This window comes from Streptosporangium sp. CA-135522 (assembly GCF_050949235.1).
GTDB lineage: Bacteria > Actinomycetota > Actinomycetes > Streptosporangiales > Streptosporangiaceae > Streptosporangium.
Window position 1 is genome coordinate 5,064,009 of sequence record NZ_CP192026.1, and the last position, 17,922, is coordinate 5,081,930.

Here is a 17,922-nt window from a genome sequence, read left to right on the forward strand (position 1 = left end):
CGCATGGTCGCGGTCGATCCCGCGTTGGCCCCGGCGTACGGTGGTCCCTTCGGCTGGGAGCCGCTGGTGTATCTGGCCTTTTCACGAGTGGCGCAGGCCGACGCGGTGGGAGCGGCGCGGGTGCTGCTGGCGGCGGGAGCCGAACCGAATGCCGGCTACCTGCCTGAGGGGCTGGGACCGCCATTTACCGCATTGACCGGGGCACTGGGCGGGGGAGAGCTGAAACAACCGCCGCACCCGCTGGGCCTGGAACTGGCCCGAGTGTTCTTGGAGGTCGGGGCGGACGCCAACGACGGCCAGGCCTTGTACAACCGCGGAGCCGGAGGTGACGACACCGGCTACCTGGAGTTGCTGCTGGAGTTCGGCCTCGGCCGCGGGGACGGCGGGCCGTGGAAGGCCAGGCTGGGACGCGTGCAGGACTCGCCGGCCCGCATGTTGGCGAATACGGTGCTGACAGCTGCGTTGCGTGGCCAGGCACGCCGGATGCGATGCCTGCTGGCGCACGGCGCGCCCGCCGACGCCAAGGGCGACGACGGGCATTCCTTCTTTGGCGGGCACACGGCGCTGGAGCTGGTTCTGCTCGGCGGGCATTCGCATGTTGCGCGGCTCCTTACCGATACCGGCACCTCCGACACGCTACGCGGATTGGACGCTGTGGAAGCGGCGATCATGCGAGGGGATCGCAGGGAGCTTGAACGCCTGGTGAGCGGCGACCGCGCACTGCTCCGGCGCCTGCGACAAAAACGGCGGGACCTGCTCATCAAGGCCGCGGAGTACGGTCGCGTGCCGGCCGTACAGCTGGCCTGCGGGCTGGGCTTCGACGTGAACGCACGCCTCCCGTCGACGGCGTGGCACAAGGCGGCGCGGGCAGGAGACCTGCCGATGGTGCGAGCGCTCTTGGAGCTGGGAGCTGACCGGTCGCTACGGGAGTCCGATTACGACGCCACGCCGCTGGAGTGGGCACAGTTCGCCGGCCAGGCCGAGGTGGCAGAGTTCTTGAGCTAGCGGCCGGCTCACTCACGAGTAAGCGACGGGAGCGCGAGACCACCTGTAGCAGCGCCAAGTCGGGGCTGCGTCCCGCCGTTGGCGGTGGCCAGGGCGGTTCGGCCCCGACCGCCTGCTGCCCGACGGCGCCGACCGTGGTTGCGGTCGGCGCCAGATGCACAGCGGGCAGCCCGGGCAGGCATCGGCCGTGCTGGTTACGATCCCGACCAGCACCTTCAGGACGCGGGAGAGGGGGTTGGCCGGCCAGCGGGGCAGAGCGACAGCCATGATCGTCTCGTTCTCGTTCCTCAGCGGTTTCACGGATTGAGACCGCGCCGACGTCGCCTGGCGCGTTGCTCGCAAGGGTGTCCTCCAGATCCTCCAGCGCCTGGTGCAGCTCGTCCTTGACCTGCTCGGCCGCCTCGGCGGCTTCGCGGACCAGGTGGCAGAACTCCGCCCGCCGGCCCTCCCACTGTTCCGGGGTGAACAGATAGGTGCCGGGGGCGGCGTAGCGGCGCGACCCTGGCATGAACACGTCCCCCGACCGCAGGCCGTCGCGTAACGCGAGGATGGTGCAGATCTTCCAGTAGTGCCGGAACGCGGTGTCGTCACCGGTTTTGCGGGCCTTGGCCAGGTAGTCGGCGTACCGAGCCGCAACGAACGACGTCGGCGCCCCAGCCGGGACCTTCCGGCCGCCGACCCGGTTCAGCTCCTTCAGGATCTCCACAGCCTCCATCCAACGTCGCCAGGAACCGGCGCCGCTCGGTCGGCAGCATCGACAGATCCAGACGGTGGGCGTCCATCCCGCGCAGATACCGTAGCTTGTCGATCGCGCCCTTCACGGTCGTGGCTGTCGCCTCTACCGCCGGCCTCGTCAACCACGCCAGCCGAGTCATTCCCAGTTCCTCGTCGAACATCAGCAGCCGATCCAAGTCAGCCTGCATCGGCCCGGTCAACAAATGATCGACCTTCTCCGATGTCAACGCCCCCACAGCGTTGCGCGCCGCTCCGGCCATCTTCCGCCAAGGCCGCCCGGCCCCCCGTCGGGCACCCGAGGCAAGACCGGCACCGCCGAGTACGGCACCGGCCCCAAACTCGACCCCCACGCCTGGTTCATGGGCTTCAAGGGCGACCTGGCCTTCGCCGTGGTCGTCGAACCGGCCATGCAGGAGAACGGCGGCTGCCGGCGACGGGCCGGTCGGCTAGCTCGGGCGGATTGCGGCCTCGATGTGGGTAAGGTGCGCGGCGAGGATATCTTCGAACGCGGCGCGGCGGTCAGCCCCGAGAGGGCGGACGTTGCGGGCGAAGTGGGCCAGGGCCGGGAAGCGTTCGGGATCGGCGCCGAGCACCGCGACGCGGAACAGCTCCATGCCCTGTTCATACTCTTCGGGGGTGAGGGCGCTGACCCCTGCCTCGGAGGCGATCAACGCCACGATCAGGACCGCGATCCGGTGGTAGTGCGCCGGGACCTCCGCGTCGGGCAGCCCAGACGCGCGCAGAGCCTGCAGCATCTCTTCCATGACCAGCCGGGAGCCGGCGCCGCCTGAGGCGTAACGTCCCCAGACCGCGGCGAGCTGGGGCTGCTGACCGAAGGCCTCTCTCACGCGCAGGGCCAGGGCGGTGATGCGCTGTTTCCAGTCGCCCTCGGGGTGGTAGCCGTCCATGGCGGCCAGGAGGATCCGGTCGGCGACCGCGCGCAGCAGTTCGGTCTTGCTGCGGAAGTGCCGGTAGAGGCTGGAGGAATCGGTCCCGAGCACCGCGGCGAGCTTGCGCACGCTGAACGACTCGGCGTCGCTCGTGCGCAGCAATTCCGCCGCCGCATCCAGGATCTCCTCGGTCGACCAGCGCCTTCGGCCTGCCATTTTGCTCCTCTCACCGGCCTCAGCTTAACCCATGCACTTGGTGTTGCACGCACCGCGTGCATAATGAGGGCATGAGCGTACCGGCCGACCGGGCAGCGGTCGGCCGACGTGCCGTGTTCCGCGAGCCGCCAGGCCAATGCGGAGCTCATCCGAGGAAGACGAAAGGGCGCATGTCGTGAGGAACCTGCTGGATCCCGCAGAGCTGAACACCGCCATCGAGAACGTCCACCGCGCCGGGATTCCGGGCTTGTTCGCCGAGGTGCGCGCCGAGGATCAGGTCTGGCGCGGCGCCGCCGGGGTCGCCGACCTCGCCACTGGCCGCCCTGTCACCGCCGACATGCGGCACCGTGTCGGCAGCATCACCAAGACCTTCACCGCCGCCGCGGTCCTGCAGCAGGTCGAGAGCGGTCAGATCGGGCTCGACACACCGATCGGGCACTACCTGCCGAAACTGGTCCCGGGCGAACGAGGTGATGCGATCACGGTCCGGATGCTGATCAACCACACCAGCGGCCTCGCCGAATACCTCCCCTACGCCTACCCCTCCCTCAAGCCGTTCCCCGCCCTCGCGGACACCAGGCCCCAGAGCTTGGACGACCACCGGTTCACCCGGTTCGATCCCGCTGAACTGATCGAGATGGGGGTCACCGCACCCGCCTTCAGCGCCCCGGGCGGCACGCCGGGGCTGTACTCCAACACCAACTACCTGCTCCTCGGTCAACTCCTGGAACAGGTGACCGGTACTACGGCCGAGAAGTACATCACTCAGAACGTCATCGAGCGCGCCGGGCTCCAAGACACCGAGTTTCCCGATGGGCCGCATCTCAGCGGGCCGCACTCGCAGATGTACGAGGCATGGTTCGGCATGATCGACCCACCGCGGGACTTCAGCGTCTTTGACATGTCGTATGCGGGTGTGGCGGGTTCGCTGGTATCGACCGGGGCCGACCTCAACCGCTTCTTCGGCCTGCTGTTCGCCGGCAAGATCGTCAGCCAGTCGTCGCTGGCGCAGATGCAACGCACCGTCACGGTCATTTCCCAGGAGGGCAAGATGATCGAGTACGGCCTCGGGATGTATCCGATGGAGGTCCCCGGCGGCGCCACCTTCTGGGGCAATGGCGGCACGGTCTGGGGCGCCGGAGCGATCTCCATGACCAGCGCCGACGCCGAGCGGCAGATGTCCGTCGCGGTGAACCTGCAGAGGTGGAGCAGGCTCGACTCCTCGGGCAAGCCGCAGCCCCACCCCATCGACGACGCGCTCGCGGCCCTGTACGGCTTGGCGATGGACGGCTGACCGGGCCGGAGAAAGTCGCTTTCACCGCAGCACGTTCTGCACGGTGACGCCGCAGGCTCTTGGCGGTGATGCTGACGAAACGGTGATGCTGACGAAGGCGTGCGACTACCTCGCCAGCCCCGACCTGCGCCGGGTCGTGGAGACGGCGGTCAGGATGAGCCTTCGTCAGCATGCCTGCCTTGCTCCGCGAGACGAGCGAAGGCCGCGCAGGTAGAGATCCTCGAGTTCCTCCGGAGGGCCCTCGTTGGCTGACAGGGGCCCCGCCACGAAGACAGGAGAGCGATGACCACGACCGACTTTGCGCCGACGAGGGAGCAGTCCCCACCCTCACTGGACGCCGATGACGCGGGGGACAGTCCGTGGCAGGGTTGCTGCGCCCTTACCGGTGGAGCTTCGCCACCGTTGTCATCTTGCAGGTGATCGGTGCTGTGGCGGGTCTGGCGCCGCTGCTGGCGGTCGTCGAACTGGGGCGCAGCCTGCTAGCGCCTGGCCCGATCGATCACGGTCATGTCTGGTTCATCGTGATCGCGGGTGCGGTCGGCTTGTTCGTCCGACTGCTGTTCACGGCCGCATCATCCGGAATCGGGCACCTGCTCGACGGCCGGGTGCAACTGGCCCTTCGCCGGCACCTGGCCGCGCGGCTGGGCGGCGTGCTGATCGGCTGGTTGTCCCGGCGCCGGACCGGCGAGCTGGCGAAGGTGGTGGGGGAGGACGTCAGTGCCGTGCACCCGTTCATCGCCCACGCCCCCGGCGAGCTCGTCTCCGCATTCGTGGTGCCACTGCTCTCGCTGGTCTACCTGTTCACCATTGACTGGCGGCTCACGTTGATCACGCTGATCCCGGTGGTGCTGGCAGTGGCGCTGGTCCCGCTGATGATGACCCCGACCCGGCTGCGCGAGGAGAAGCAGTTCGATGCGGCCATGGGGCAGATCGCCAGTTCCGTCGTCGAGTTCGTCCAGGGCATCTCAGTGGTCAAGTCGTTCGGCGATCCAGGGCGCGCCCACCGCAGGTTCCGCACGGCCACCGACGATTTCGTCGGCATCTACTACCGCTTCGTGCGCGGCCTCTCGGCGATCGCCGCGGGGATGCAACTGGTACTGTCACCGCCGTTCGTGCTGCTGGTCGTCCTGATCGGCGGCACCGCCCTGATCACGACCGGTGGCCTGCCCCCGGCCGACCTGCTGCCCTTCCTGCTGCTCGGACTGGGCCTGACCGCTCCGGTGGCGGCTCTCGGCCACGGCTTCGACGCTCTGCAGGCCGCCCGGCGCGCGGTCGGTCGGATCCGGGACGTGCTCGAGGTGGCGCCGCTGCCGGAGCCCGCCCACCCGATCGCGCCGCAGGGACACCGGGTGGAACTGCGTGACGTCCGCTTCGGCTACGAAGACGATCGCGAGGTGCTGCGCGGGATCGACCTGGTCCTCAAACCGGGCACGGTCACCGCGATCGTCGGGCCCTCGGGCAGCGGCAAGTCCACGCTGGTCCAGTTGCTGCCGCGCTTCTTCGACCCGACCCACGGTTCGATCACCCTGGGCGGCGTCGATCTGCGCGAGCTCAGCAGCCATGACCTCTACCGGATGGTCTCCTTCGTCTTCCAGGACGTGCGCCTGCTGCGTGCCTCGGTCGCCGACAACATCGCGCTTGCCGTACCGCATGCCGACCTCGATGAGGTGATGCACGCCGCCCGGACGGCGAACATCCATGATCGAATTCTTGAGCTGCCACGCGGCTACGACACGGTGCTCGGGCAGGAGGCCGGGCTGTCGGGTGGCGAGGCGCAGCGGATCGCGCTCGCCCGCGCGCTGCTCGCCGACGCGCCCGTTCTGGTGCTGGACGAGGCGACCGCATTCGCCGACCCGCAGACCGAGCAGGCGGTACGGCAGGCATTGGCGGTGCTGGAGGGCGATCGGACGATCCTGGTCATCGCCCATCGCCTGGAGACGGTCGCCGACGCCGACACCGTCGTGATGCTGGACAACGGGTCGATCGTCGAGCGCGGCAGGCCCGCCGAGTTGCTGGATCGGAACGGGAAGTTCGCCACGTTCTGGCGAGCCCACCGATCGGCGGTCGCCGACGAGCTCGGAACCCACGATGGCGTACTGCAAGGAGACGAGCACCGATGATTCGCATGCTGCTGCGCGTGCTGGGCCATGATTACGCCCAGCCGGTGCGTCGCACCGTGGCCCTGATGACGATGACCGCGATCGTCGAGGGTCTGTCCTACGCACTGCTGGTTCCGGTGCTGCGGGCACTGCTCGGCAGCACGCCGGGGGACGCCCGGCCCTGGCTGATCGCGTTCGGGGCCGCGGCCGCGGTCTACGCGGTGCTGCGCTATGTCAGCGATCTGTCCGGTTTCCGTGTCGGGACCACGCTGTTGCGTGGCATGTATCACCGCCTCGGCGATCATCTGGCCCGGCTGCCCCTCGGCTGGTACAGCACCGGCCGCGTCGGGGAGGTGTCCGTCCTGGCCAGCCAGGGCGTGCTGGAGACGATGGGCGTGATCGCGCATCTGCTGGCACCGTTCATCTCCGCCTGCGTGACTCCCCTGACGATCGTCGCCGTGATGCTCGCCTTCAACTGGCAGCTAGGGCTGGCCGCGCTGGTCGCCGCACCGCTCGTGGCGGCGATCCAGATCTGGACCGGCCGCTCGATGGCCGCAGGCGATGCTGACCGCCACGAACGCGACCACGAGGCCACCGGGCGGGTCATCGAGTTCCTCCAGGCCCAGCCGGTGCTGCGCGCCGGCGGCCGGACCGGCGAACGCTTCCGGCTGCTCGACGACGCGCTGCGGGAAGTCCAGGCCGCGTCCCGCCGTACCGTGTTGTCGGTGTTGCCCGGCATGATCGGCTTGACGCTCGTGGTGCAGGCGATGTTCACCGTGTCGCTGGTTCTGGGCGCCTACCTCGCGCTCGGCGGGAACATCGGCGCGGCAGAGGTGCTGGCCATCCTGGTACTGGCCGCCCGCTGCGCCGATCCAGTCCTGTCGCTGGCCGACATCGGCGGCAAACTCCGCGCCGCGCGCTCCGAACTGGCCAGACTCGACGCGGTGTTGCGCACCGCGCCGCTGCCGCAAGCACCCGAACCGATCCAGCCGCAACACCATCACCTGGAGTTCGACTCCGTCACCTTCCGGCACGGCGACCCCACGGTGATCGACGGCGTGTCGTCGTCCGTGCCGGAGGGGCAGCGGCTCGCCGTCGCCGGGCCGTCGGGTGCGGGCAAGAGCACATTGCTGCAGCTGCTCGCGCGCTTCTACGACGTGGACGCGGGCGCGGTACGCGTGGGAGGCGCCGACGTGCGTGCGATCGACACCGAGGTGTTGATGGCACAGATCTCGATCGTCTTCCAGGACGTTTATCTCTTCGACGGCACGATCGAGGAGAACGTGCGTCTCGGCCGTCCCGACGCCGACGAAACCGAGATGCGGGCGGCGGCGACCGCGGCGCGGTTGGATGAGGTGATCGAGCGGCTGCCCGGGGGATGGGCGGCGAATGTCGGCGAGGGCGGCGTACTGCTGTCGGGTGGTGAGCGTCAGCGTGTCGCGATCGCGCGGGCGCTGTTGAAGGATGCGCCCATCGTGCTGCTGGACGAGGTGACCTCCGCGCTGGATCCGGTGAACGAGGCGGCCGTCCACGAGGGTATCGAGCGCCTGATGGCGGGCCGGACGGTGGTGATGGTCGCGCATCGGATGCGGACCGTCCGACGCGCCGATCGCATCGCCTTTCTCGATGGTGGTCGGATCGTGGAGGAAGGCAGCCACGACGAGCTGCTCCGCCGCGGCGGCCACTACGCCGACTTCTGGAATGTCTCCCTGACACCGGCAGCGCATGACTGACACGTGAATCGACCTCGGTGAAGTAGGCGGCAGCGGACCCTGGCTGATGATCGTCGGTCAGGGTCTCGATGGAGGCTGGTCAGGCTGGCGCGAGTTCCACGGTGACCTTGTGGCCGAGGACCTGGAGCTTGGCGATGAGCCGCTGTGCCTCCTTCTCGGGGTCTTTGCGGGTGGTGAAGTAGTCCTCGCCGAGCTCGTGGTAGGGCTTGCCGGTGGCCAGGACGTGCCAAATGATGACGATCATGGCGTGGGCGACGGTGACGATCGCCTTCTTCTTGGCCACCGGACTGCGGTAGCCGCCGTTCTTCATCACGTGCCGGTGGTAGAGGGAGCGCAGGTAGCCGGGATGTCGCACCGCTGACCAGGCCGCCTCCACCAAGACCGGTTGCAGGTGCTGGTTGTCGTGGCAGCGCCCTCCGAAGCGGCGCTTGCCGGCGGACTCGTGGTTGCCTGGGCACATGCCCGCTCAGGAGGCGAGGTTGGCGGCGGTGGCGAAGAACTCCTGCGGGGTGGCGCCGATCTCCCCGATCACCTGGGCGGCGGCCAGAGTGGACTGTGAATGATGAGCGCTGGCAGCCAGTGCGGATCTTGCGCACCGTGTACGAGTGCGGCGTCTGGAAGACGCTACGGGAGAAGCTGCGCTGCAAGGAGATCTGGGTGGTCGGCGCGGACCGGTGGCGCAACCCCGACGACGAGCTGCCGAAAGACTTCGAGGCCGACCGGGCGGAGAACTGCGCCACGCTTCGCAAACCGCTGGATCCGCAGGTGTTCGTCGACCAGCTCCGGCAGGAGATGGACGCCGGGCTGTCGGCGCTGAACGACGCCCTGGGCGGTAAGGGCCTGGCCTGGTTGAAGATCGCCGAACGGTGCAACGCCGGGGCGATCCATCTCACCCCGCTGGACGCCGTCCCGGAGCCGCGGAACCTGCGCCGGCTGAAGGCGGCGATCCGGGACCGGTGGGGCGTCGTGCCGTTGATGGACATGCTGACCGAGACCGCGCTGCGGACGGGCTGCCTGAACGTCTTCACCCCGGCCGGGACGCAGAACCACCTGGACGCCGCCGTGCTGTTCGAACGGCTCCTGCTGCTGATCTACGCTTAGGGGACGGGGACCGGGATCCGCGCGGTGGCCGCCGGCGACCACCCGCACACCGAGGACGACCTGCGGTATGCGCGCCGCCGCTACCTGACCGTCGAGGCCTGCCGCGAGGTCCCCGGATCATCGCCAACGCCACCTTCGCCGTCCGGCGGGCCGCCGTGGGGCGAGGGCACGACCGCGGTCGCCTCGGACTCCACCCACTTCTCGGCGTTCGATCGGAACATCTTCACCGAGTGGCACTCTCGCTACCGCAGGGCCGAGCGCGGCGTGCTGATCTACTGGACGGTCGAGACCGGCGGATCCATGGCCGTGCACTCCCAGCTGATCAGCTGTTCGGCGTCCGAGGTGCACGCGACGGTCATCGTCACCTCCACGATCCACCTGGCCGCCGCGGTCGCCGACAACGGCGTTGGCCACGTATGGACGACCGAGCTCAGCCAGACCAAGGTCGACGCCGCGCGCGGCAACCTGGCGCAGGCCGGCGTCGCCGAGCACGTGACGATCCTGGCGGGCGACGCTCTGCTGACTCTGGCCGAGGTTCGCGGACCTATCGGCCTGCTGCTACTCGACGGCTGGAAGGACCTTTGCCTGCCGGTGTTGCGGCTGCTCGAAGACCGCCTCGCACCGGCCGCCCTCATCGTCGCCGACGACACCACCTTCGCGAGCATGGCCGACTATCTCGCCTACGTCCGCGACCCCGCACACGGATACGTCACCATCGCGTTTCCCGTGGAGGACGGCATGGAGATCAGCTGCCGAACCTGACGCCGCGTCCACGCTCGCGCGCCTGCACGTAGGGGTGCCGGTAAGAACGATGTCATGAGCCCCAAACGGGCTGAGATGGGCTGGTGAGAGGCAGGAAGCAGGCTCTTGGTCAGCCGATCGGCTGGTTCTCCGCGAGGTTGATCATGCTCCGGGAGCCTTGGCGGCTGTGAGGTGGGTGGAACGATTTTGTGGTGGTCGGGGATATCCCAGGTGTGCCAGGAAGCGCTGTCCGGGAGGCTGATATGGGTGCAGGGGCCAAGCGGGGGCTCGCTGCGGCCGGGACCGTGCTGGTGGCGGCGGCGGTGAATGTGGCGACGGGGATGCTGACCCAGGAGTGGGCAGCGGCCTGGTGGGCCGCGGTCGCGGCGCTCGTGGTGGTCGGCGGTGGGCTGGCCTGGTGGCTGACGGTCGCCGAGCGGCCCGCGCCGCCGTCCCGGGTATCGGCGTCCGGGCCCGGGTCCGTCGCGGCATCGGGGTCGGTGCGTGACGCCAGGACCAAGGTGCGGCTTCTGTGGTCAACGCCGCGGGAACGGGGCGAGCCTGCGCCTGCGGACGGAGTGACCGCGTCCGGAGCGGGGGCGATCGCCGCGGGCGGGGACATCGACGGCGCGCGGACCGAGGTGACAGGCGAGGAGCCGACGGCCCCATGAAGTGGCGACGCGCTCGGCGGCGGCGAGGCGGTTCCGGGATCCAGGCCAGCGGGCCCGCCTCGATGGCCGCGGGCGGCGACATCGTCAATCCTCAGACCCACATCGGGCAGCTGCACGTGCGGCAGCCCGCCCTCGGGCCGGGAGAGGTGGAGTTCACGGCGCGGAAACTGGCGGAGCAGGTCCGGGAGCAGTGGGAGAACGAGGCCCGGCGGCGGTCACTGGCCTACCCTGATCCGATCCCGGTGGGGTGGCGGTTCCGGCCGTCGCTGTCCGACCAGCCCGGTGCCATCGACCCGCCGGAGACCGGCGAGGCGGCGTCGCGGTGGGAGGACGCGTCCAGTGGTGACATCGGCGGCCTCACCGAACGGTTCCGGCAGACCCGGCGCCGCCGCCTGGTGCTCGTCGGTGGCCCCGGCAGCGGCAAGACCACCCTCGCGGTGCAACTGCTGCTGCGACTGCTGCGCACGCGCCTGCCGGGGGAAGCCGTCCCGGTGCTCCTTCCGGTTTCCGGCTGGAACACCGACCGGTTCCCGAAGCTGCATTCCTGGCTGGAGGACCGGCTCACCCGCGACTACCCCATGCTGCGCTCGAAGGAGCACGCGCCGACCGTTCACGCCCTGGTCGCCGGACACCACGTCCTGCCGGTGCTCGACGGCCTGGACGAGCTGCCCGAAGGCACCCAGGGCAAGGTGATCGCCGCCCTGAACCGTTCGCTGGGCGACGACGACCAGCTCATCCTCACCAGCCGGACGAAGGAGTTCCGGACGGCTGTCCGCACGGTTGGCGACGTGATCACCTCTTCGGCGACACTGCAGGCCCGCCCGCTTCCGCCCACCGTGGCAGCGGACTACCTGGGGTCCCTGTCCCCGATCAAGGCCAAGGCGTGGAGACCGGTCCTCGACGGCCTCCGCACCGCCGATGCCGGCGGCGGCACCGGGCCGTGGGACGCTCTGGCCGCGGTCACCACGGTCCCGCTCGGCCTGTGGCTGCTGCGCACCGTCTACGACGTGCCCGGCAGCGACCCCGCCGAACTCGCGGGGTTCCCCAGCTCGGAGGCGCTGCGCACTCACCTGTTCGACCGGCTCGCCGCCGCCGTCATCGCCACCCGGCCCTCCGGCGACAGGCCGCCCGCCGGCCATCCCGAGGAGCAGCTGCTGCCCCGCCGCCGCTACGATCCCGCGGACGTCGAGCGCTGGCTCGGCTTCCTCGCCGACTTCCTCACGCGTAAGGCCCGGACCCGTGATCTGGCCTGGTGGCTCCTCACCAGCGCCGTCTACAACCCACCGGCGGCGCCGTTCAGCATGGGCACCCAGAACTACATACCGGGATATTACGACTCCTACACGCCCCCGCCGAGCTGGGCGGACGCGAGGCTGGCCACGCTGAACCTGACGCTGTCCGGCAGAGTCGGCGCGCTCGGCCGGAAGCTGGCCCTCGCCCTCACGATCGGGCTGGTCGGCGGTGCTCTCCTCGCGAGCTTCGTGTACTACGCCATGACGGACTGGCGGGTCTTCGCGGTCCCGTTCGGGTTCTCCTTCGCCGTCATCATGGCACTCCCGATCGCGCTCCAGGACTGGGCGGAGGTCCCCGTCTCCACCGCGGACCCCACGACCCCGATGACGAGCTGGCGCGGCGCCCGGGCCGTCGGCCGTTTCCACACGTGCACGACCACCCTCGTCGGAGCCCTGGCGGCCGGGCTCTCCTTCGGTCCGGTCTGGGGCTGGCTCCCGGGACTGCTGATCGCGGCCCCCGTGGGCGCGCTGACGGGCTGGGTGGTCGGCTGGTCCTACTGGCGGGAGCAGGCCGCGTGGGGCAGGTACTCCGCCGCGGCCCGGCGGCTGGCCAAGGGTCAGGGGTTCCCCCGTGACCTCATCGGCTTCCTCGACGACGCTCACCGGCTCGGCCTGCTGCGCACCGTCGGCCCGATCTACCAGTTCCGGCACGCGGAATACCACGATCACCTTGCCCGTCGTAACCTCTACAGTGACCCACCTTGGTAGCGTGAGCCGACCGTCCTACCTGTATGGCGAACCGAGGATCATTCCGCTTCTGATATCTCTCAGTATCAGAAGCCGGCCAGCGGCTCAGCTTCTGATATCGCGGTCCTGGGCTACGTTTAGCCCGGCGAATCCACTTCTGATACTGCGAGGGTCATGTGGGGCGTCAGCGCCAAGCGGTACCCGCGGCGTCGCCACCGTCCACGCCGCCTACGCCGCGGCGCTGAAGCGGGCCCCGCTGGACGGCGACACCCGCCGCGCCTACGACTTCCGGGTTCGGACCTTCCTCGCCTGGCTCAACACCAGCGGCCTGGACGGCGATCCGCTCACCGACGCCCACGACCGCGACTTCGCTATCCGCGACTACAAAACCCACATGAAGACCGTGCTGCACCGCGCGTCGAACACCGTCAACGCCCACCTCGCCGCGCTGGACCACTTCTTCGCCCAGCCCGGTCTCGGCCCCGCCGTGGTCCGCCGCGACGACGCGCCCAAGCTCGCGCCCCGCGCCCCGGACACCCGCCAGCAGAAGCGCTACCTGCGCGCCGTCGAACGCCGCCCGCTCGCCCGTGACCGCGCCATCGGCCGGCTGCTGTTCTACTCCGGAGTCAGGATCGCCGAGCTCGTCGCCCTGGACGACGACGTCCCGCTCTCGGCGCGCAAGGGCAAGGTCATCGTCCGCTCCGGCAAGGGCGAGACCTCCCGCGAGATCCCGCTCCTGGACGGCACCGCCAGGACCTCCGTCACCGAGTGCCGCACCGACCGCGCCTCCTGGCCCGGCGCCGACACCCCGGCGCTGTTCCTCAACCGCCGCGGCGGGCGTCTGTCGACTCGGGCGGTCGACCAGCTCATGGACGAACTCGCCGCCGACGCCGACATCGTCGACGACGCGGGCGCCCTCGCCCTGTCCGCCCACATCCTGCGGCACACCTTGGCGACCAACCTGCTGCGCGCGGGCGTCGACATCGTCGTCGTCGCCGAACTCCTCGGCCACGCCCGACTCGACACCACGCGCCGGTACACCCTGCCCACCCACGCCGACCTCGAAGACGCCGTCAGCCACCTCCCCACCGATCAGTAGGGCGCCGCTGAACTGGGCGGACTCAATCGCGTGTACCTGGCTACACGACTCTTAGTGCGCCCCCGAAGCCGACGGATCGGCTACCTGGCGGCTGGAGTCACGTTCAGGAGCGGAGGGCCGACCCGAGTGGGGAGCGGTTTCGACCGCAGCGCTTGACCTGGGCCGAGCATGTCTCCCTGAGGTGGCCGATCATCTTAGGTGACTGCCAGTAGTCCGGGTGTGAGTAGTTGAGGTACAGGAAATCCCGGTGAGAACGATCTTGCTGGGGTTCGCCTACCTGGGGGGCAGACCAAGTAAGCCGGAAAGGGCTGGTAGGGCCTCTGACCAGCCCTATCAGCACCTGATGTGCGACCTTCAGCGTTGCTCTGCCGACGGCGGATGCTCCTGATCCTTCTCCGGCGTTGGCTCGGGGCGGATGCCGAACGGGCCAGCCTGTCCTGGCGGTACGGCGCCGAACTGAGCGGCGCCGCCTTTTGTCCAGGGCGGCGCGGTGTGTTGCTGATGGGCGATCGCCTCGGCAGCTCGGGCCCGGAGCTCCGGTGGGAACTGGTCCAACGCCTTCGAGCGCGGCCAGAGCCAGGCGACCAGCTCCTTGCTGTGGAACAGGATTCCGGCCGCGTCCCGCTGGAAGGCCTCTTCGTTAAAGGTGTCCGACATGCCCTCGGGGCCCGCTGCCAGCACCTGCTCGACGAAGGTGCGGGTCTCTTCGAGACGTTCGGCGAGCGGCCGCCGGAACTGATCGAGCTCCCTCTTGCCCACCCGCGCTTCCTTGCCGACCGCCTCGGCAGCCCCGTCGACCGTGACGAGTGCCGGCCAGAAGAGCGCGGTGTCACCCCGTTCCGCGGGTGGCGTGGTCGCGATCGCGTGGAGCTGCAGGTAGGCCGTCTGCACGTCGCGGAAGGCCTTCGTGTCCCAGCCGAGAGCCAGCCGGTCGCGTTGCGCCATCCATACGTCGTCCGAGAAGGGGAAGTCGTCTGGCCACTGGCCTAGGGCCACCGCCCCGAGCAGTGCGCTGCGGGCGAGGATGAGTTCCAGCCACACGAGCCGTGCTGCGGCTCGCGCAGCCTTACGCTGCTTCCACAACTCGGTGGCTATGCCGCCGACGAGTGCGAGGACGGCGCCCAAAACCACGGACATCATTGGCGCCACGGTCATAGCACCAATTTACGCTTAGCGCCCACCAGCAGGCTGGGCGCGGGGTCGAGCGCGGCCGGCACCGTGGGCAGGTGCTCGGCGATGAGTTCGGTGATCCGCTCGGGGTGGGTGTAGATCTTCACCGACAACCGGGTGGAGTCCGGGCGCCGCGCGGCCGGCGAACCCGTCGAGAAGATCCGCAAGGACCTGATCATCCCCATCGGCAAGCGCAAGGGTCACGCCCCCTCGCCAGCGTCTACCGCGCCCTCGCGGAACACGAGAAGGCCCAGCCCTATCAGCCCTTTCCGGCTTACTTGGTCTGCCCCCTACCTCGTACGAGCCTCGAGCTGACGGGGGACGGCGCCGGCGCGCAGTTCGCGCAGGTCGGGGATGTGGTTGTAGAGGGTGCCCGGGGAGACGCCGAGGAGCTTGGCGATCGAGGTGATGGAGCGGCCGGGGTCGGGTAGCAGGTCGCGGGCGGCCTTGATGACTTCCTCGGTGGCGACGCTTGGGCGCCCACCGACCCGGCCGCGGGCGCGGGCGGCGGCCAGGCCCTCGTTGGTGCCGATGACGATGAGCTCGCGAATGAACTCCGCCAGGGCGGCGAAGACGTGGAAGACGAGTCGGCCGCCGGGGGTGGTGGTGTCCAGGTTCTCGTGGAGCGAGGTGAAGCCGATCCCGCGGTCGCGCAACTCGGCGACCATGTTGATGAGGTCCTGGAGGCTGCGGCCGTAGCGGTCGAGTGAGGGCACCACGAGGGTGTCGCCCGGGTCGAGGAAGGCGTGGCACGCCTTCAGCTCCGGGCGGAGCGCGTTCTTGCCGGACTTCTTGTCCGCGAAGATCTTCCGGCATCCGGCGGCGGTGAGCGCGTCGAGCTGCCGTTCGAGCTTCTGCCCGCCGGTCGAGACCCGGGCGTATCCGATCTTGATTTCGGTGCGGACGAGCGGCTCGGCGACGAGGAGATCCGGCCCGTCGGCTGGTTCGAGGGCGGTCATGGCTCCGGATCATCTCAGAAAACGGTGGTCTGAGGTTGTTGCACGACCTAGGTTTTTGAAGGGGTTTTTGAATGCTCTGCGGGTCCTGGGCGGACCTGGGAGCGATCTTCAGAAAACGAAGGTTTCTTGACGACTCAAGAGCTGGGGCGGTGCGGGTGAGCTTCCGCGACGGCCGGAGCGAGGTCGCCCGGGTGCGGGTTGAGCGAGGCCGAGAAGGAGGGCGCAGGAGCGAAGGCCTCACGTGTTGGACAGCCGATTCCGGAAGCCCGAACAAAACCCCCTTGCCTAATGGTCAAGAAATGTTGACCATTAGAGCCATGCCTACCGATGATCTTCCCGAGACATTCCACGTCACCACTGACGAGCAGCTACGCGCCGTCTCCAATCTCACGCGTCACCGGATCATGGCCGTGCTCCGCTTCGAGCCCGCGACGATTACGCAGATCGCCGAGCGAGTGGGCCTTGCGAAGGGGAGTTCCAGCTACCACGTACGACTGCTCGAACGGGCCGGCCTGGTGAAGGTGGTACGAACGCGGAAGGTCCGAGGGGTCACCGAGCGGTACTACGCAATGGCCGCGCGGGCGATCGTGCTGCCGGATCCGGGCGAGGGAGGGCCGGATGTGCTGATGCGGCATGCGGTGGCGGACCTGGAGGCGGCGCCGGTGGAAGGCGAGCGGCACGTACGGATGGCGCATCTGCGGCTCACCGAGGAGCAGTTCGCGGAGCTGGGGGCGCGGCTGCAGGCACTGGCGGACGAGTACCGGGAGCTGTCCGATCCGTCGCTGCCGGACGCGTCACTCGTCTTCGCACTGTTCCACCCGGCACCGCGCGAGCAGGTCGAAGGGGACGCCAAGTGACCTCAGACGTTCGGAAGTTGCCGACCGGGTTCGGACGGCTGTGGTCTGCGCAGACGGTGTCCTCGCTCGGTGACGGGGTGTCGCATGCCGCGCTGCCGCTGCTCGCGTTGACGTTGACGCGGGATCCGATGGCGCTCGCCGTCGTCACGGCCGCTGGAACGCTGCCGTGGCTGCTCTTCGGGGTGCTCGGCGGTGCGCTGGTAGATCGCTGGGACCGTCGGCGCACGATGTGGGTCACGGACGCGGCGCGTGCGGTGCTGCTCGCCATACCGGCGGCAGCGGCCGCGCTCGACGTGCTGAGCATTCCACTGCTCGCGGCCGTCGCCTTCCTGCTCGGCCTCGGCGGGCTCTTCTTTGACACGGCCGCCACGGCCTATCTGCCGGATCTGCTCGGCCGCGACCCCGCGCTCCTGGAGCGCGCCAACTCCCGCCTGCGCGGCACCCAGACCGCCGCGTCCGGCTTCGCGGGGCCGCCTGCGGGCAGTGCCCTGCTCGCGCTCGGGCGGGCGTTTCCGCTGCTCGCCGACGCGGTGTCGTTCGCGCTCTCCGCACTGCTCGTACGGTCGCTGCCTGCCGCACCCCGGCCCGTACCGCAGGCCCGTGAGTCGCTGCTGCGGCAGGCGCGGGCCGGCGCTTCGTACGTATTCCAGGATCAGTTGCTGCTCGGGCTCGCGCTGCGTCCGGCGGTCGGGAACATCGCCTTCCTCGCCGTGGAGACCATACTCGCCCTCTTCGCGCACGATCGTCTCGGCATCGACACCTTCGGCTTCGGCCTGCTCCTCACGGCGGAGGCCACCGGCGGTCTGCTCGGCGCGGGCATCGCCTCCCTCCTCGGCCGACGACTCGGCACCGGCACCGCACTGACCTGCACGGCCGCAGTCGAGGGACTCGCCATCCTGGGCCTTGCCGTCGCCCCGAACCCGTACGTCGCCGGCCTCGCGCTCGCCGTCTGTGGAGCGGGCATGGGCGCCACGATGGTGCTCGGCCCCTCCCTCCGACAGGCGATCGTCCCCGCCCACCTGATGGGCCGGGTCGCCTCCACCTCCCGCATGCTCGCCATGTGCGCCGCCCCGTTCGGCGCCTTCCTCGGCGGCTGGCTGGCCACCACCTACGACGTACGCACCCCGCTCTACACCGCCGCTGGCCTCCTCCTCACCATGACCGCCGTCACGGCGACCATGACCAGCAACCACCGGGTTGAGGCGGCGCTGCGTGCCGCCGCCCCAGCCGATGATCCAGATCACCCGGAATCCTGGGATCCCGTTCAGGCGGGTGCCATTTAGGGCTCCGCGAGATCGTTGAGCCAGTGCTAAGCCCAGCTCGGCGTTCCTCGCCTCGGCGCCGGAGCGTCGGGCGCCTGGCCTCCACGGGAT

At 69.5% G+C, this 17,922-nt stretch carries 17 protein-coding genes and 1 pseudogene; 12 read left to right on the top strand and 6 right to left on the bottom strand.

What is annotated here, in order from left to right; all coding sequences use genetic code 11:
• The first annotated feature begins 3 nt into the window (after positions 1 to 3).
• Positions 4 to 1,005: an ankyrin repeat domain-containing protein gene (locus tag ACQPYK_RS23790; RefSeq protein ID WP_433258523.1), complete on the top strand. Its 1,002-nt coding sequence runs from the start codon at positions 4 to 6 to the stop codon at positions 1,003 to 1,005.
• 587 nt (positions 1,006 to 1,592) lie between these two features.
• On the opposite strand, the gene ACQPYK_RS23795 is transcribed toward ACQPYK_RS23790, so the two are convergent.
• Positions 1,593 to 1,967, bottom strand: coding sequence for a hypothetical protein (locus tag ACQPYK_RS23795; RefSeq protein ID WP_433258524.1), 375 nt, complete (start codon positions 1,965 to 1,967; stop codon positions 1,593 to 1,595).
• Positions 1,968 to 2,186: 219 nt separating this feature from the next.
• Positions 2,187 to 2,846 carry a TetR/AcrR family transcriptional regulator gene (locus ACQPYK_RS23800; protein ID WP_433258526.1) on the bottom strand — a complete coding sequence of 220 codons (660 nt, stop codon included), beginning with the start codon at positions 2,844 to 2,846 and terminating at the stop codon, positions 2,187 to 2,189.
• A 175-nt stretch (positions 2,847 to 3,021) separates the two neighbouring features.
• Here ACQPYK_RS23800 and ACQPYK_RS23805 point away from each other — a divergent pair, with 175 nt between their 5' ends.
• The 3 genes from ACQPYK_RS23805 (at position 3,022) to ACQPYK_RS23815 (ending at position 7,972) form a co-directional block, all read left to right on the top strand.
• Positions 3,022 to 4,140: a serine hydrolase domain-containing protein gene (locus ACQPYK_RS23805; RefSeq protein ID WP_433258528.1), complete on the top strand. Its 1,119-nt coding sequence runs from the start codon at positions 3,022 to 3,024 to the stop codon at positions 4,138 to 4,140.
• 359 nt (positions 4,141 to 4,499) lie between these two features.
• Positions 4,500 to 6,260 carry an ABC transporter ATP-binding protein gene (locus ACQPYK_RS23810; RefSeq protein WP_433258529.1) on the top strand — a complete coding sequence of 587 codons (1,761 nt, stop codon included), beginning with the start codon at positions 4,500 to 4,502 and terminating at the stop codon, positions 6,258 to 6,260.
• Positions 6,257 to 7,972 (top strand): ABC transporter ATP-binding protein, encoded by a 1,716-nt coding sequence (locus ACQPYK_RS23815; protein ID WP_433258531.1) that lies wholly within the window; start codon positions 6,257 to 6,259, stop codon positions 7,970 to 7,972. Before ACQPYK_RS23810 ends, ACQPYK_RS23815 begins: the two co-directional genes overlap by 4 nt.
• Before the next feature lie 79 nt (positions 7,973 to 8,051).
• On the opposite strand, the gene ACQPYK_RS23820 is transcribed toward ACQPYK_RS23815, so the two are convergent.
• Complete coding sequence (locus ACQPYK_RS23820) at positions 8,052 to 8,432, bottom strand: transposase (RefSeq protein ID WP_433258533.1); 381 nt, start codon at positions 8,430 to 8,432, stop codon at positions 8,052 to 8,054.
• Positions 8,433 to 8,560: 128 nt separating this feature from the next.
• Between ACQPYK_RS23820 and ACQPYK_RS23825 the strand changes: the two genes are divergently transcribed.
• From ACQPYK_RS23825 to ACQPYK_RS23850, 6 genes and pseudogenes are all read left to right on the top strand, one after another.
• Entirely contained in the window at positions 8,561 to 9,073 is a 513-nt protein-coding gene (locus ACQPYK_RS23825; RefSeq protein ID WP_433258535.1) for a hypothetical protein, read from the top strand.
• A gap of 12 nt (positions 9,074 to 9,085) precedes the next feature.
• A pseudogene (locus ACQPYK_RS23830) lies at positions 9,086 to 9,415 on the top strand (Tn3 family transposase); the annotation flags it as partial.
• On the top strand, positions 9,416 to 9,835 hold the full coding sequence (locus ACQPYK_RS23835; RefSeq protein ID WP_433258894.1) for an O-methyltransferase: 420 nt from the start codon (positions 9,416 to 9,418) through the stop codon (positions 9,833 to 9,835).
• Positions 9,836 to 10,077: 242 nt separating this feature from the next.
• Positions 10,078 to 10,485 carry a hypothetical protein gene (locus ACQPYK_RS23840; protein WP_433258537.1) on the top strand — a complete coding sequence of 136 codons (408 nt, stop codon included), beginning with the start codon at positions 10,078 to 10,080 and terminating at the stop codon, positions 10,483 to 10,485.
• Positions 10,482 to 12,485 carry an NACHT domain-containing protein gene (locus ACQPYK_RS23845; RefSeq protein ID WP_433258539.1) on the top strand — a complete coding sequence of 668 codons (2,004 nt, stop codon included), beginning with the start codon at positions 10,482 to 10,484 and terminating at the stop codon, positions 12,483 to 12,485. Before ACQPYK_RS23840 ends, ACQPYK_RS23845 begins: the two co-directional genes overlap by 4 nt.
• Positions 12,486 to 12,858: 373 nt before the next feature.
• Positions 12,859 to 13,563, top strand: coding sequence for a tyrosine-type recombinase/integrase (locus ACQPYK_RS23850; protein WP_433258540.1), 705 nt, complete (start codon positions 12,859 to 12,861; stop codon positions 13,561 to 13,563).
• A gap of 354 nt (positions 13,564 to 13,917) precedes the next feature.
• Here the strand turns inward: ACQPYK_RS23850 and ACQPYK_RS23855 are convergent, their stop codons facing one another.
• From ACQPYK_RS23855 to ACQPYK_RS23865, 3 genes are all read right to left on the bottom strand, one after another.
• Positions 13,918 to 14,718: a hypothetical protein gene (locus ACQPYK_RS23855; RefSeq protein ID WP_433258542.1), complete on the bottom strand. Its 801-nt coding sequence runs from the start codon at positions 14,716 to 14,718 to the stop codon at positions 13,918 to 13,920.
• Positions 14,715 to 14,900: a hypothetical protein gene (locus tag ACQPYK_RS23860; protein WP_433258544.1), complete on the bottom strand. Its 186-nt coding sequence runs from the start codon at positions 14,898 to 14,900 to the stop codon at positions 14,715 to 14,717. The genes ACQPYK_RS23855 and ACQPYK_RS23860 overlap by 4 nt, the downstream gene beginning before the upstream one ends.
• A 123-nt stretch (positions 14,901 to 15,023) precedes the next feature.
• Positions 15,024 to 15,692: a recombinase family protein gene (locus ACQPYK_RS23865; protein ID WP_433258546.1), complete on the bottom strand. Its 669-nt coding sequence runs from the start codon at positions 15,690 to 15,692 to the stop codon at positions 15,024 to 15,026.
• Between the two features lie 317 nt (positions 15,693 to 16,009).
• On the opposite strand from ACQPYK_RS23865, the gene ACQPYK_RS23870 reads away from it, so the two are divergent.
• Together ACQPYK_RS23870 and ACQPYK_RS23875 are read left to right on the top strand one after the other, a co-directional pair.
• Positions 16,010 to 16,549 carry an ArsR/SmtB family transcription factor gene (locus ACQPYK_RS23870; RefSeq protein ID WP_433258548.1) on the top strand — a complete coding sequence of 180 codons (540 nt, stop codon included), beginning with the start codon at positions 16,010 to 16,012 and terminating at the stop codon, positions 16,547 to 16,549.
• Positions 16,546 to 17,832 carry an MFS transporter gene (locus tag ACQPYK_RS23875; RefSeq protein ID WP_433258549.1) on the top strand — a complete coding sequence of 429 codons (1,287 nt, stop codon included), beginning with the start codon at positions 16,546 to 16,548 and terminating at the stop codon, positions 17,830 to 17,832. Before ACQPYK_RS23870 ends, ACQPYK_RS23875 begins: the two co-directional genes overlap by 4 nt.
• Positions 17,833 to 17,922 lie beyond the last annotated feature (90 nt).

What these genes read in the sequence shown, in the direction of transcription:
- ACQPYK_RS23790 (WP_433258523.1), top strand. Translation starts at nt 4, where the DNA reads ATGGTCGCGGTCGATCCCGCGTTGGCCCCGGCGTACGGTGGTCCCTTC.
- ACQPYK_RS23800 (WP_433258526.1), bottom strand. Translation starts at nt 2,846, where the DNA reads ATGGCAGGCCGAAGGCGCTGGTCGACCGAGGAGATCCTGGATGCGGCG.
- ACQPYK_RS23815 (WP_433258531.1), top strand. Translation starts at nt 6,257, where the DNA reads ATGATTCGCATGCTGCTGCGCGTGCTGGGCCATGATTACGCCCAGCCG.
- ACQPYK_RS23820 (WP_433258533.1), bottom strand. Translation starts at nt 8,432, where the DNA reads ATGTGCCCAGGCAACCACGAGTCCGCCGGCAAGCGCCGCTTCGGAGGG.
- ACQPYK_RS23840 (WP_433258537.1), top strand. Translation starts at nt 10,078, where the DNA reads ATGGGTGCAGGGGCCAAGCGGGGGCTCGCTGCGGCCGGGACCGTGCTG.
- ACQPYK_RS23845 (WP_433258539.1), top strand. Translation starts at nt 10,482, where the DNA reads ATGAAGTGGCGACGCGCTCGGCGGCGGCGAGGCGGTTCCGGGATCCAG.
- ACQPYK_RS23850 (WP_433258540.1), top strand. Translation starts at nt 12,859, where the DNA reads ATGAAGACCGTGCTGCACCGCGCGTCGAACACCGTCAACGCCCACCTC.
- ACQPYK_RS23855 (WP_433258542.1), bottom strand. Translation starts at nt 14,718, where the DNA reads ATGACCGTGGCGCCAATGATGTCCGTGGTTTTGGGCGCCGTCCTCGCA.
- ACQPYK_RS23865 (WP_433258546.1), bottom strand. Translation starts at nt 15,692, where the DNA reads ATGACCGCCCTCGAACCAGCCGACGGGCCGGATCTCCTCGTCGCCGAG.
- ACQPYK_RS23870 (WP_433258548.1), top strand. Translation starts at nt 16,010, where the DNA reads ATGCCTACCGATGATCTTCCCGAGACATTCCACGTCACCACTGACGAG.